The sequence below is a fragment of the Streptomyces sp. NPDC004539 genome (genome assembly GCF_040610055.1).
Classification (GTDB): domain Bacteria; phylum Actinomycetota; class Actinomycetes; order Streptomycetales; family Streptomycetaceae; genus Streptomyces.
In genome coordinates, this window is record NZ_JBEXLS010000010.1 from 46,148 (window position 1) to 59,536 (window position 13,389).

Here is a 13,389-nt window from a genome sequence, read left to right on the forward strand (position 1 = left end):
CGCCCGTGATCCTCTACGTCGTACGCCGCCTCGCGACCGGACTCGTCCTCGCCGTCCTCGTCACCCTCCTCACCTTCCTCCTGCTGAGCACCTCCTTCGACGACGTCGCGAGCAGCATCGTCGGCGCCGGCGCCACCCCCGGCCAGATCCACCAGCAGAAGGCTCAACTCGGCCTGGACCGCGCCTTGGTCGTCCAGTACGCCGACTGGCTCTCGCACGCCGTGCGCGGCGACCTCGGCGTCTCCTACTTCACCAGCGAACCCGTCCGCTCCGCCGTCACCGCCCGCCTCGGCGTCACCCTCTCCCTCGTGATCACGGCCCTCCTCCTCACCACCCTGATCAGCGTCACCCTCGGCGTCCTCGCCGCCTCGCGCGGCGGCCTCACCGACCGGCTCGCCCAGGGCGTCTCCATGGTCGGCCACCTCGTGCCCAACCTCCTCGTCGCGATCGCCCTCACCTACGTCCTCGCCGTCAGACTCGGCTGGTTCCCCGCCACCGGCTACACCCCCCTCTCCGAGAACCCCGCCGGCTGGGCCTCCACCGTCGCCATCCCCGTCGCCGCGCTCATGATGAGCGGCGTCGCCAACCTCACGGCACAGATCAGGGGCGCGATGATCGGCGAACTCCGCAAGGACTACGTCCGCACCCTGCGCACCCGAGGCGTCCCCACCCGCTCCATCGTCCTGCGGCACGCCCTGCGCGGCGCCGCCGGACCCGCCCTCACCGTCCTGTCCCTGGAGTTCGTCCAGATGCTCGGCGGCGCCCTCGTCATCGAGCAGGTCTTCGCACTCCCCGGCTACGGCCAGTACGCCTTCAACGCGTCCCTCCAGGGCGACGTCCCGATCATCATGGGCATCAGCGCCTTCGGCGTCCTCCTCGTGATCGGCGTCAACCTCGCCGTGGACCTGGTCGGCGGCTGGCTCAACCCGAAGGCGAGAGTGCTGAATTGACCAGATCCCCGCTGCGCCGACTCGCGCGCGACCCACAGGCCGTCATCAGCGCCGGGCTGCTGCTGGCCATCGTCCTGCTCGGCCTGATCTCGCCGCTGATCCGCGAACACGGCCCGAACCACGCGTCGTTGGACGCCGTCAACGCCGCCCCCGGCACCAGCGGCTACCTCCTCGGCGGCGACAAGAGCGGGCGCGACATCCTCGCCCGGCTGCTCGCCTCCATCAACACCAGCATGGTCTCCGCACTCATCGGCACCAGCATCGCCCTCGCCGTCGGCGTCACCTTCGGGCTGATCGGCGGGTACTTCGGACGGCACGTGCGGGGCGTCACCGAGTGGGTGTTCAGCCTGGTCATGACGTTCCCCGGACTCCTGCTCCTCATCGTCCTGCTGCCCGTCACCAAGGGCGACTACCGGGCGACCATGCTCATCTTCGGGTTCCTCCTCTCACCGGGGATCTACCGGCTGGTACGCAACCTCGTCCTCGGGGTACGCAACGAGCTGTACGTCGACGCCGCGCGCGTCTCCGGACTGCCCGACCGGCGGATCATGCGCCGCCACGTCCTGTCCGTCGTACGGGGGCCGGTCGTCATCGCCACCGCGTTCCTCGCCGGGACCTCGATCTCCGTGCAGTCCGGGCTCGCGTTCCTCGGACTGGGGTCCAGCACGGTGCCGAGCTTCGGGGCGATGATCTCCGAGGGATTCGGCAACCTCTACGAGGAGCCGCTCCAATTCCTGTGGCCCAGCCTGACGTTGGGCGTCATCACCGCGTGCCTCGTCCTGCTCGGCAACTCGCTGCGGGACGCGCTGGAAGGCGGCCGTCCCCAGCCGGCCCGCGTCGCCAAGACCCCGCAACTCCGTTCGGAGGCAGGCGCGTTGACCCGCTCCGACGCCTCGGGGCTGCTCGTCGTCGACGATCTCGCGCTCGCCTATCCCACGCCCGACGGGGAGTTGAGGGAGGTCGTCTCCGGGGTGAGCCTCACGCTGGAGGCCGGGCGGACCCTCGGGCTCGTGGGGGAGTCCGGGTCCGGGAAGACACAGACCGCGTTCGCGGTCCTCGGCGTACTGCCCGCCGAGGCGGTCGTCGTCCGGGGGTCGGTACGGCTCGACGGACGGGAGCTGCTGGGCCTGGGCGAAGGGGAGCTGCGCAAGCTGCGGGGCCGATCCATCGCGTACGTCCCCCAGGAGCCGATGTCCAACCTCGACCCCAACTGGACCGTGGGCGCCCAACTGGTCGAAGGGGTCCGCTCGGCGACCCCCATGCCCCGCGACGAGGCCCGCGAACGGGTCCTCGCCCTCCTCGCCCGCGTCGGCATCCCCGACCCCGCCCGCACCTTCGCCTCCTACCCCCACCAGATCTCCGGCGGCATGGCCCAACGCGTCCTCATCGCCGGCGCCGTCGCCAGCCGGCCGGCCCTCCTCATCGCCGACGAACCCACCACCGCGCTCGACGTCACCGTCCAGGCCGACATCCTCGACCTCCTGCGCGACCTCCAGTCCGAACTGGACATGGCCGTCCTCCTCGTCACCCACAACTTCGGCGTCGTCGCCGACATCTGCGACCGCGTCGCCGTCATGCGCGAGGGGCGCATCGTGGAGACGGGCGAGGTGGAGGAGCTGTTCGCGGCACCTCAGCACCCTTATACGCGGATGCTGTTGGACTCGATCCTCGACGAGGAGGCGGTGCGGGAGGAGGGGGAGCCGGGGGAGAGCGGCGGCGACGACGGGGACGGCGAGTACGAGGCGGCCGGGCACGGGGGTCACGCGAACGCGGTCCCTGCGGGGGCCGACGAGCGGCGGGCCGGTGAGGGGTGTGCCGGTGAGGGGCGTGCCGATGGGGGGCGTGCCGACGACCCCGTCCGCGCCGAGCACCGTCCGAGCCGGGGCGTCCACCACACGCACGCCGACGCCCCCGACCCCCTCCCGCTCCACGGCCTCCACCCCGTCGACCCTCGGGAGACCCGATGACGACCGCCCTCCTCGACGTGTCCGACCTGCGCGTCACCTACCCCGGACGCGGATTCCGGGCCCGTCCCAAGGAGATCCTGCACGGGGTGTCGCTGACCGTGGGGGCCGGGGAGACCCTGGGGGTCGTCGGGGAGTCCGGGTCCGGGAAGACGACGATCGGGCGGGCCGTGCTGGGGCTGGTGCGGGCGGCCGGCGGGCGGATCGGGTTTCTCGGGCAGGACATCACACGGGCGACGCCCAGGGAGCGACGGGCGCTCGCCCGGGACCTCCAGGTCGTCTTCCAGGACCCCTACACCTCCCTCAACCCCTCCCTCACCGTCGGCGACATCCTCAGCGAACCCCTCGTCGTCCAGGGCGCCACCCCGAAGAGCGCCCGCACCCGGGTCCTCGCCCTCCTCGACCAGGTCGGCCTGCCCGCCGACGCGTACGACCGGCTGCCCCGCGAGTTCAGCGGCGGCCAGCGCCAACGCGTCGCCATCGCACGGGCGTTGGCGCCGGGCCCCAAGCTGATCGTCTGCGACGAACCGGTGTCCGCGCTGGACCTGTCGACCCAGGCCCGCGTCCTCGACCTGTTCGTCGACATCCAGCGCCGCACGAACGTCGCCTACCTCTTCGTCTCCCACGACCTCGCCGTCATCCGGCACGTCAGCCACCGGGTCGCCGTCGTCCACCACGGCGACATCGTCGAGACCGGCCCGGCCCGGCACGTCACCTCCACCCCCGAACACCCCTATACACAACGCCTGTTGCTGGCCGCCCCGGTCGCCGACCCGGTGAGGCAACGCGCCCGCCGCGAGGCCCGGCGGCGAGCGAAGGCCGCCGGCACCCCATGACGGCCACTTCCGAAGCCCGCCGTCGTCCCCCGACCCCCTTTCCCGACCCGAGAGGCCCCCGATGCTGAAACCCCGTCCCTCCGCCACCCGTGAACTGGTGAACCTCGACGGTCTCTGGAAGTTCGCCCTCGACGGCGAGGCCGGCGACAGCCCCTGGGCCGCCCCGCTGGACACCCAGCTCGAAGCCCCCGTCCCCGCCAGCTACAACGACCTCTTCACCGACCCCGCGATCCGCGACCACGTCGGCTGGGTCTGGTACCAGCGCACGGTCCGCGTCCCACGAGGCTGGTCCGGCGAGCGGGTGTTCGTCCGCGTCGACGCGGCCACCCACGAAGGCACCGTCTACGTCGACGACGTCCACGTCGCCGAACACACCGGCGGCTACACCCCGTTCGGCGCCGACATCACCGAACACGTCACCCCCGGCGGCGAGTTCCGCCTCACGATCGGCGTCAACAACGAACTCACCCACACCAGCATCCCGCCCGGCCGGATCACCGTCGACCAGGACGGCCGCCGCAAGCAGACCTACCTGCACGACTTCTACAACTACGCCGGTCTCGCCCGCTCGGTCTGGCTGCACAGCGTCCCCGCCACCCACATCACCGACGTCACGGTCGTCACCGGCCTCGACGGCACCACCGGCACGGTCGCCTACGACGTCACCACCAGCGCCCCCGCCGAGGTCAGGGTCAAGGTCCTGGACGCGGACGGCACCGAGGTCGCCACCGACGACGGCGCCACCGGCAACCTGCGCATCCCCGGCGTCACCCCCTGGCGGCCCGGCGCCGCCCACCTGTACGACCTGGTCGCCGAGATCCCCGGCACCGACGTCTACACCCAGTCGTTCGGGGTCCGCACGGTCGAGGTGCGCGGCAATCAGTTCCTCATCAACGGCGAGGAGTTCTACTTCACCGGGTTCGGCAAGCACGAGGACACCGCCGTGCGCGGCAAGGGTCACGACAACGCCTACCTGGTCCACGACTTCCAGCTCATGGAGTGGGTCGGCGCCAACTCCTTCCGCACCTCCCACTACCCGTACGCCGAGGAGGTCCTCGACTTCGCCGACCGGCACGGCATCGTCGTCATCGACGAGACCGCCGCCGTCGGCCTCAACCTCGCGGTGGAAGCGGGGCTGCTCGGTACCCCGCCGCGTCCGACGTTCTCCCCGGACACGGTGAACGACGACACCCGCGCCGCCCACGCCCAGGGCATCCGCGAGCTGATCGCCCGCGACAAGAACCATCCCAGCGTCGTCATGTGGTCGATCGCCAACGAACCGGCGTCCAACGAGGAGGGCGCCCGCGAATATTTCGAGCCCCTCGTCGAACTGACCCGCAAGCTCGACCCGACCCGCCCGGTCACCTACTCGGCCGTCATGTTCGCGACCTTCCAGAACGACCGCATCGCCGACCTGTTCGATGTGATCAGCGTCAACCGCTACTACGGCTGGTACATCGCCACCGGCGATCTCCCCACCGCCGAACGGTACTTGGAGGGCGATCTGCGCGGCTGGGCGGCCACGTTCGGCAAACCCCTCCTGATGAGCGAGTACGGCGCCGACACCCTCCCGGGCCTGCACTCGGTGTGGGACCAGCCGTGGACCGAGGAGTACCAGTCCGACCTCCTCGCCATGCACCACCGCACCTTCGACCGCATCCCCGAGGTCATCGGCGAGCACATCTGGAACTTCGCCGACTTCCAGACCTCCCACGGCATCCACCGCGTCGACGGCAACCGCAAGGGCGTCTTCACCCGCGACCGCAAACCCAAGGCCGCCGTGTACGAACTCCGCTCCCGCTGGCTGGAGCTGGAGCACAGGAAGCCCACCGCCGAGGAAGGGACGACGTCGCGATGACCGTCGAGACGAAGGGCGCCGTGGCCGTCGTCACCGGTGCCGGCAGCGGTATCGGCCGCGCCACCGCCCACTCCCTCGCCCGCCGGGGCGCCCTGATCGTCGTCACCGACCGCGACGCGGCCCGCGCTGACACCGTCGCCGGAGAGCTCGGCGGCCAGGCCGTCGCCGCCCGCTGCGACGTGACCAGCCTCGACGACCTCCAGGCCGTCAAGGACCTCGCGCTGGACACGTACGGCCGGATCGACGTCGTCATGAACAACGCGGGCGTCCTCGCCGTCGGCCCCGTCGAGAAGATCCCCCTCGACGCCTGGCAGAAGGTCATCGACGTCAACCTCCTCGGGATCGTCCGCAGCAACCTCGTCTTCCTCCCGCACCTCCTGGAACGCGGCAGCGGACACATCGTCAACACCGCCTCCAACGCGGGCCTGATGCCCTACGGATACGAGCAACTCCCGTACACCGCGACGAAACACGCGGTCGTCGGCCTCTCCGAGTCCCTCGCGCTGTACCTGCGCTCGCGCGGCATCGGCGTCTCCTGCCTGTGCCCCGGCATGGTCGTCACCAACATCGCCGAGCAAGTCGCGTTCTACGGCGAGGTGTCCGAGCCGCGCGGCCCCAACACCCCTGTCCTGCAAGCGGAAGAGGTCGGTGAGCTCGTCGCCGACGGGATCGCCGAGGACCGCTTCCTCATCCTGACCGTCCCCGCCGTGGCGGACGAACTGCGCGAGAAGGGCGCGGACATCGAAGCCTATCTGGCCCGGCTGACCAGCGAGATCGAAGGAACCTGAGCACCATGAGCACGTTGAGCCGCCGACACCTCCTCGGCATCATGACGGCGACCGCCGCCGGCACCGCCCTCTCGGCCCCCACCGCCGCCGCCCAGTCGGCGGGCACGCCGCCCGCGAGCGTCCCCGGGGCGCCCGCCCGCCGCCCGTACGCCCTCCAGGTCAACTCCCGCACCGCCCCCCTCGGCACCCAGACCGCCCCCGCGTTCAGCTGGATCGCGCCGGTCGACCGCCAGTCCGCCTACGAGATCCGTGTCGGTACCCGCCCCGGCGCCGGCGACGTCTGGAGCAGCGGACGTGTCAAGGGCACCGGCAACGTCGAAGTCCCCTACAAGGGAAGGGCGTTGAAGGCCGACCGCGCCTATCACTGGCAGGTCCGCTCCTGGGACGAGCGGGGCCGGCCCGGCGACTGGAGCAGGCCCGCCGCCTGGGAGACCGGGCTCTTCGACGGGAACTGGTCCGGCGCCCGCTGGATCGGCGGACGCACCGAACAGGACCACGACTGGCGGGACATGACGGCCACCGTCGTCTTCCGGGGCGGCGCCGACCCCGACAGCGGCCTCTCCCTCCTGCTGCGCGCCGAGCCCATCGGCAAGACCTGGGGCGAGGCCCTGGACTGGACACTGAAACGCTCCGGTGAATCGTTCCAACTCGTGATGGCGACGAGCCACTACGCGGGCAACACCTGGATCGACGACGGCACTTCGGAGCCGGACTGGGGCGTCGACCACTACGACCCGCAGAGCGAGACCAACCCCACCGTCTCCGGCACCCGCCGCGTCCCCGTCGGCACGGTCACCCTCCCCGCCGCCACCGGCCTCACCCCGGCCACCTGGGCGGCCCGCGACCACACCGTGGCCGTCGAGGCGCGCGGCCTGACCGTGACGACCACCGTCAACGGCGTCCGCGTCGACACCCGCACCCTCACCGGCGACCAGATCCGCCGCCACGGCAGCTTCGGCTTCGGCGGCGTCACCTCGGCGACCGTCCGCAAGGTCACCGTCAAGGGCACCGGCGCCCGCGACTTCACCGCCGACCTCACCACCGGCGCCAACCCCTTCGAGGCCGGCATCACCAGCCTCGACGGCCTCACCTTCCCGCCGAAGAACCCCTACATCCCCGGCCGCAACAGCATCCTGCCGATCGCCACCCCGGCCCCCGTCCTGCGCCGCGCCTTCACCCTCGGCCGCAGCCGCCGGATCGCCAAGGCCCGCCTCCACCTCAGCGCCGCCGGCAACGTCACCCTCACCGTCAACGGCTCCCCGCTCACCGTCGACGGCACCCGCACCCCCCGTCTCCTCACCGACCACAGCACCTACGACCGCACGGTCCTCTACGACACCTTCGACGTCACGGCCCTGCTCCGCCCGGGCCGCGAGAACGTCCTGGCCGCCGAACTCGGGCGCGGCTTCTACGGGCTGACGACCCCTCAGGAGTGGTACTGGCAGCTCGCCCCCTACTCCGGCCAGCCCCGCCTGCTCGCCAAACTCGCCGTCACCTACACCGACGGCACCTCCACCACCCTGGTCACGGACGGCAGTTGGCTCACCGCCGACGGCCCGACGACCTTCGACTCCGTGTACTCCGGCGAGAAGTACGACGCCCGGCGCGCCGAGAAGCTGGGGGAGTGGCGGACACCCGGCTACCACGCCACGGGTGACTGGAAGCCCGCAACTCACCTCATCCCGCCCGGCAGTTGCTCCGCCCCGCACCCCAAGTCCCACGGCAGACTCCCCGCGACGAAGACTCCGCCCGGCTTCAAGCCGGCCGCCCTGCGCGCCCACGAGTCCGAACCGGTCCTGGTCAGCGAGGTGCTGAAGCCCGTCGCCCTCACCCCGGGCGCCCCCGGGACCTGGATCGTCGACTACGGCCAGATCCTCACCGGCTTCGTTCGCGTCCGCCTCACCGGAGTCCGCCCCGACAAGGCGGGCCTCGCCCTGCGCGTCCGGGGCGGCAACCGGGTCACCGACGGGGTGGTGGAGGAGGAGAACTTCCAGCACGACGCCAACCTCCAGACCCACTACTACACCGTCGGCACCCGCCCCACCCAGACGTGGGAGCAGCAGTTCAGCCACTTCGGCTTCCGCTACCTGGAGGTCAGGAACCTCGAAGCGGTCCTGGGCCGCGCCCCCGACCTCGCCAAGGACGCCGACGTCCTCACCGTCGCCGTGGCCCGCACCGGGTTCGCCCGTACCGGCACCTTCACCACCGGCAACGCCCTCCTCAACCGTCTCCAGCGCAACCTGGAGTGGGCCGAGCAGAACAACCTCGTCCAGAAGCCCACCGACACCCCCTCGCGGGAGAAGAACGGCTGGACCGGCGACGCCATGGCCAGCTCCGAGTCCCAGTCCCTGACCTGGGACGTCAACGGCGTCTTCACCACCTTCCTGCGTCACTTCCCCGACAACCAGATCTCCACCGGCCAGCTCCCGATGATCGTCCCCGTCGCCAAGGGCGGCTACGGCTACGACCGCACCCCCGGCTGGAACGCCGCCTGGAAGGCCGTCCCCGCCTGGGACTCCGCCTACTTCGTCATGCCGTGGGAGCTGTACACGTACTACGGCAACAGCAGCCTCTTCGCCGAGCTGTACGACCACCAGGACCGGCTCCTGAAGTACTACGAGACCCTGTTCACCCCGGCGAACAACTACGTCTTCGAAGCCTCCCTGGGCGCCTACTCGGGTGCGGAGGCCCCCGGCAGCAACGCCGTGATCAGCCTCGCGTTCTACATCCACTTCTGCGACTACATGGACCAGGTCGGCGACCTCCTCGGCCGCACCGCCCGAGCCGCGTACTACCGGGGTCTGGCCCGCACCCTGCGCAAGGCGTTCATCGCCAACTACTGGGACCCGGCCGCGCGTTCCTTCACCAAGGGCAGCATCTCCAGCGAGAACACGATGGCCGTCGCCTTCGACCTCGTCCCCGGCTCCGACCTGCCCCGCGACGACCCCCGCCACCTCGCGGGCGCCGGACCGCAGGCGCAGAACAAGAAGGCCCTCGTCAAACTCCTCGCCGACCGCATCACCGCCGCCGGCGGGCACCTCCAGAACGACATGTACGGCTCGCGCTACGAGTTCAACATCCTCAGCGAGTACGGCTACACGGACACCGCCCTCAAGGCCGTCACCCAGACCGGCGCCCCCGGCTACGTCTACCAGATCGCCAAGGGCGCGACCTCCCTGTGGGAGCAGTGGACCGACCGCCTCTCGGTCAACCACCACTACCGCTCCAACGTCGCGACCTGGTTCTACCAGAGCCTGGCGGGCATCCGCCCGACCTCGACCGCCTACGAAACCCTCCGCATCCGCCCCTACATCCCCTCGGCCCCCGTCAACAGCCGCGTCCCCACCGGCGTCGACGACACCGACCTCTCCCCGACCCTCCTCGACCACGTCACCGCCTCCATCGACACCGTCCGAGGCAAGGTCACCTCCTCCTGGCACCGCCGCCCCGACGGCCGCATCGCCTTCACCGCCACGATCCCCCACAACACCGAGGCCGAACTCTGGGTCCCCACCCAGAACAAACCGGTCACCACCCCCAAGAACCTCCACCCCCTCCGCAAGGACACCTCCGGAGGCGCCGAGTACCAGGTGTTCCGGGTACGGGCGGGGGAGTACCGCTTCAACGCGTAAGCGCTCGGACAGAGGCCGTCTGACCTGTGGTCGATCGGGTCGGGCGGCCTTGCCGTGCGACTGGGCCGCTGAACTCGCTTGCCGCGCCCGCGATTCGCTGGCCTAGCATGCCCAGCAACCTGCCCTACGAAGGGAACACCGTGGCCCAGCAGACGGACGGCCAACCGCGTAGTCCTCCTCCAGCGCGGCGAGAACGCCAAGTTCGCCCAGGGCAGGTGGGACCTCCCCGTCGGCAAGAGCGAACCGGGCGAGCCGATCACGGAGACGGCCGTCCGCGAGTTGTACGAGGAGACCGGCATCACCGTGAAGCCCGAGTCCCTCAAGGTCGCCCACATCATGACTCGCGGGGCCGAGGTCTCCCTGGCCGGTTGGCGTTGAGCCTGCGGCCCACTTGCTGCACATCGGCTCTTCTTGCGTGACACCGGCGGGCGGTGCCTGACGTTCGTGTGGTGTGGGGTGCCGCCCGTAGGCGGGTGGGGGGTCGGTCGGTGCGGCGGTGACTCTCGTGCCGTAGGGAGTGGTGGGGTGTTGGGGGTGGGTCACTCGGGTTGGGGGGTGAAGCGTTTGTGGCCCTTGCGGTCGTAGTAGCGGGTCATGGTGAAGCCGAAGAGGAGGGCCAGGGCGAGGCCGAGGGCGATCATCAGCCAGGAGCGGGTGAGGCCGGCGTCGCCGCGGGCGTCGAAGTAGAGGATGGCGCGGACGCCGTCGCCGAGCTGGCGCATCGGTTCGAAGTGGGAGAGGAAGCGGTAGAAGCCGGGGACCGCCTGGAGGGGGACGGTCGTGCCGGAGGAGGGGAGGCCGAGGACGATGAACACGAACATCGCGACGAGCTGGCCGATGCCGCCGAACGCCGCGTTGATCGCCAGGACGCCGAGGCCCACCGCGAGGGTCGCGCAGTAGGAGAACGCCCACAGCAGGGGGAGGTGGGTGGCGTCGATGCCGAGGATCGCGACGCAGGCCAGCATCACGAGGGACGAGCTGAGGAGGGTGATGCCGGCTGTCATCAGCATCTTGAGGAGGAGGGTCTGGGTGCGGTTGACGTGGATCGTGGGGCGCCGGGTGTGCAGGGGGCCCATCTCGATGTCGGCGTAGCCGAGGGCGCCGTCGACGCCGGAGTGGATGACGTTGCCGCCCATGAAACCGGCCAGGACCAGCAGGAGCGCGTAGTAGAACGCGGTCAGGCCGATGCCGCTGTGGTCGCCGATGGGGTGGCCGACCTCGGTCGCGATGTGGACGGGGTCGGCGAGGAGGAGTCTCGTCGTCGCGTTCGCGTTCGCCCCTGCGGACGCCGTGAGCTGCTTGCCGATCGTCTGGGACGCCTGCTGCGCCGCCGTCGTCGAGATCCGGCTCGCCAGGCTGGAGCCGAGGCTGCCCTTGCCGGGGTTGGTGAGGACCGTCAGGGTCGGGCGGGCCGTGGCGCCGGTCGTGGCGAGGGCGCGGGTGCGGGCAGTGAAGTCGGCGGGGATCACCAGCGCGCCGTACACCTTGCCGCTGTCCAGCTCGTCCTGGGCCTGCGCGCGGGTCAGGACACGCCAGTCGGCCTGGTCGCCGGGGGCCTTCTTGAGCGCGTCGGTGATCTGGGGGCCCAGATCGCCCCGGTCGGAGTCGACCAGGGCGATGGGGAGGTGGTGCAGGTGTTTGTTCGGGCTGACGATGCCGCCCATGTAGAGCAGGGAGAGCAGGAACGCGAGGACCACGGCGAGGAGCGTCGGCAGCAGCCACAGTCTGGGGTGGCGGATCAGGGAGAGGGCGCGGACCTGGGCGGCCGGGGTCGGGGCCGGGGCCGGGGACTCGGGGGTCATGGTTCTCCGTCCGCTCTGCCACGGGGGCCGGCGCGGGCCGCCGGACGCGGCGCGCTGCTACCAGGTCAGCACGGGGGAGGGGACGGCGCACGCCGGGAGGTGGGGACGGGGGATGGGGGTCGGTGGGGGTGCGGGTGAGGCGGGACGGAGAGAGGGCGGGGGCGCGGACGGAGCTGGGCCGGCTGGGCTGGGTGGGGCTGGGCTGGGCTGGGCTGGGTGAGCGTCCCGGCCCCGGCCCGTTCCGGCCCCGCCCCGTCCCGGCTCCCCGCTCCAGTCCGGCCCGTCCCCCAACCCAGCCCGTGTCCCCCCGCCGTCAGCCCTGCGTGCCGCTCTGGCTCACTGGATACAGGCCGAGGACGCCCTTCGGGTCGGAGGGGTTCACGCCCTGGACGTCGCCGACGTACAGGTTGATGCGTGCCTTGTAGCGGTCCAGTGCCGTGCGGTCGCTCATGAACTCACCGAGGCCGAGGGGGTTCATGTTCCGGTACTCGAAGATGCCCTTGCGGCCGGCCGGTGCGGGCACGTCCGTGCGGGCGCTCCAGGTGCCGATGTCGTGGGTCTGGGCGTCCTTCGAGAGCAGCCAGCTCAGGTACAGCTTGGCCGCCGCCTTGTGCGGGGCGTTCTTGAGGATCGCGCCGGTCTGCGGCCACGCCACCCACGGCGACTTCTTCGGGAACGTCATCTGCGAGAGGCCGCTCTCACTGCCGCCGCTGCCGAAGTTGGCGACGTAGTTCCCGGTGCCGACCAGGTCGGAGGAGTCCTGGGTGCCGCGCACGAACTTCGGGTTCTGGGCCATCAGCTTCTTCAGGTAGCCGTAGCCGTACCTGTCGGTCAGCTCCTTGAAGTAGTACAGGACGGCGTCGTCGTCGTTCGGGTAGGTGAAGACCAGCTTGTTCTTGAACTCCGGCTTCAGGAAGTCGGCGGCCTCCACGGGCGCCTTGCCGCCCAGCTTCGTCGCGGTGACGTTGGCGAAGGCGAAGTAGAACAGGCCGGTGTAGTAGCCGTCCTTGTCCTTGATCCGGCTGTCGACCTTGTTCCAGCCGACGGGCCGGTACTTCTCCAGCACACCCTCCTTCTTCCAGCGCGGGAAGTCGTCGACGGTCTGGAGGTGGACGACGTCGGCGACGACGTGCCGTTCGTCGACCTGGTTGTCGACGCGGGCGTCGTGGTTCTTGCTGAAGTCGACGACGACGTCGACCTTCATCTTCGGGAACTTCTTGACGAACGCGTCCTTGAGGTAGTCCGCCTGTCCCGGCTTGTCGCCCCCGGCGTACACGACCAGCCGTCCGCCCTCCGCGACCGCCTCCTTGTACAGCTTCTGCAACGCCGCGTCCTCGGTCGGGTGGTCCGTGGACGCGGTGGCGACGGTCGCGCCGCTCGCGGCGAGGACGCCGAGCGCGAGCGCGCCGGCCCAGGCCGTGCGGGTGAACCTCATGACAGCTCCTTCGAGGGGGGTGGTTGAGCGTTCAACGGTCCCGACTGTAGACGCAAGTATTGCAAAACTGCAAGGTTGGTCGATGGCTCGGCCCCACGAAGACCGAAACACGAAGATCGAAAGG

General features: G+C 70.6%; 8 protein-coding genes and 1 pseudogene. 7 read left to right on the plus strand and 2 right to left on the minus strand.

Going from position 1 to position 13,389, the window contains the following annotated elements:
- Window positions 1–5 precede the first annotated feature (5 nt).
- The 7 genes and pseudogenes from ABZX85_RS21600 to ABZX85_RS21630 all read left to right on the plus strand — a co-directional run.
- Complete coding sequence (locus ABZX85_RS21600; RefSeq protein WP_355870832.1) at window positions 6–950, plus strand: ABC transporter permease; 945 nt, start codon at window positions 6–8, stop codon at window positions 948–950.
- On the plus strand, window positions 947–2,917 hold the full coding sequence (locus ABZX85_RS21605) for a dipeptide/oligopeptide/nickel ABC transporter permease/ATP-binding protein (RefSeq protein WP_355870834.1): 1,971 nt from the start codon (window positions 947–949) through the stop codon (window positions 2,915–2,917). The genes ABZX85_RS21600 and ABZX85_RS21605 overlap by 4 nt, the downstream gene beginning before the upstream one ends.
- Complete coding sequence (locus tag ABZX85_RS21610) at window positions 2,914–3,750, plus strand: ATP-binding cassette domain-containing protein (RefSeq protein ID WP_355870837.1); 837 nt, start codon at window positions 2,914–2,916, stop codon at window positions 3,748–3,750. The genes ABZX85_RS21605 and ABZX85_RS21610 overlap by 4 nt, the downstream gene beginning before the upstream one ends.
- 61 nt (window positions 3,751–3,811) lie before the next feature.
- On the plus strand, window positions 3,812–5,608 hold the full coding sequence (uidA, locus tag ABZX85_RS21615) for a beta-glucuronidase (RefSeq protein ID WP_355870839.1): 1,797 nt from the start codon (window positions 3,812–3,814) through the stop codon (window positions 5,606–5,608).
- Window positions 5,605–6,396 carry an SDR family oxidoreductase gene (locus ABZX85_RS21620; protein ID WP_355870841.1) on the plus strand — a complete coding sequence of 264 codons (792 nt, stop codon included), beginning with the start codon at window positions 5,605–5,607 and terminating at the stop codon, window positions 6,394–6,396. The genes uidA and ABZX85_RS21620 overlap by 4 nt, the downstream gene beginning before the upstream one ends.
- A 5-nt stretch (window positions 6,397–6,401) precedes the next feature.
- On the plus strand, window positions 6,402–10,028 hold the full coding sequence (locus ABZX85_RS21625; RefSeq protein ID WP_355870844.1) for a family 78 glycoside hydrolase catalytic domain: 3,627 nt from the start codon (window positions 6,402–6,404) through the stop codon (window positions 10,026–10,028).
- Window positions 10,029–10,135: 107 nt separating this feature from the next.
- Window positions 10,136–10,367 (plus strand): annotated as a pseudogene (locus ABZX85_RS21630) (NUDIX domain-containing protein); the annotation flags it as partial.
- 200 nt (window positions 10,368–10,567) lie between these two features.
- On the opposite strand, the gene ABZX85_RS21635 reads toward ABZX85_RS21630, so the two are convergent.
- Together ABZX85_RS21635 and ABZX85_RS21640 are read right to left on the minus strand one after the other, a co-directional pair.
- Complete coding sequence (locus tag ABZX85_RS21635) at window positions 10,568–11,830, minus strand: DUF3533 domain-containing protein (RefSeq protein ID WP_355870846.1); 1,263 nt, start codon at window positions 11,828–11,830, stop codon at window positions 10,568–10,570.
- 313 nt (window positions 11,831–12,143) lie between these two features.
- Entirely contained in the window at window positions 12,144–13,265 is a 1,122-nt protein-coding gene (locus ABZX85_RS21640; protein WP_355870849.1) for an extracellular solute-binding protein, read from the minus strand.
- Window positions 13,266–13,389 lie beyond the last annotated feature (124 nt).

What these genes read in the sequence shown, in the direction of transcription:
- ABZX85_RS21625 (WP_355870844.1), top strand. Translation starts at nt 6,402, where the DNA reads ATGAGCACGTTGAGCCGCCGACACCTCCTCGGCATCATGACGGCGACC.
- uidA (WP_355870839.1), top strand. Translation starts at nt 3,812, where the DNA reads ATGCTGAAACCCCGTCCCTCCGCCACCCGTGAACTGGTGAACCTCGAC.
- ABZX85_RS21640 (WP_355870849.1), bottom strand. Translation starts at nt 13,265, where the DNA reads ATGAGGTTCACCCGCACGGCCTGGGCCGGCGCGCTCGCGCTCGGCGTC.
- ABZX85_RS21610 (WP_355870837.1), top strand. Translation starts at nt 2,914, where the DNA reads ATGACGACCGCCCTCCTCGACGTGTCCGACCTGCGCGTCACCTACCCC.
- ABZX85_RS21635 (WP_355870846.1), bottom strand. Translation starts at nt 11,830, where the DNA reads ATGACCCCCGAGTCCCCGGCCCCGGCCCCGACCCCGGCCGCCCAGGTC.
- ABZX85_RS21620 (WP_355870841.1), top strand. Translation starts at nt 5,605, where the DNA reads ATGACCGTCGAGACGAAGGGCGCCGTGGCCGTCGTCACCGGTGCCGGC.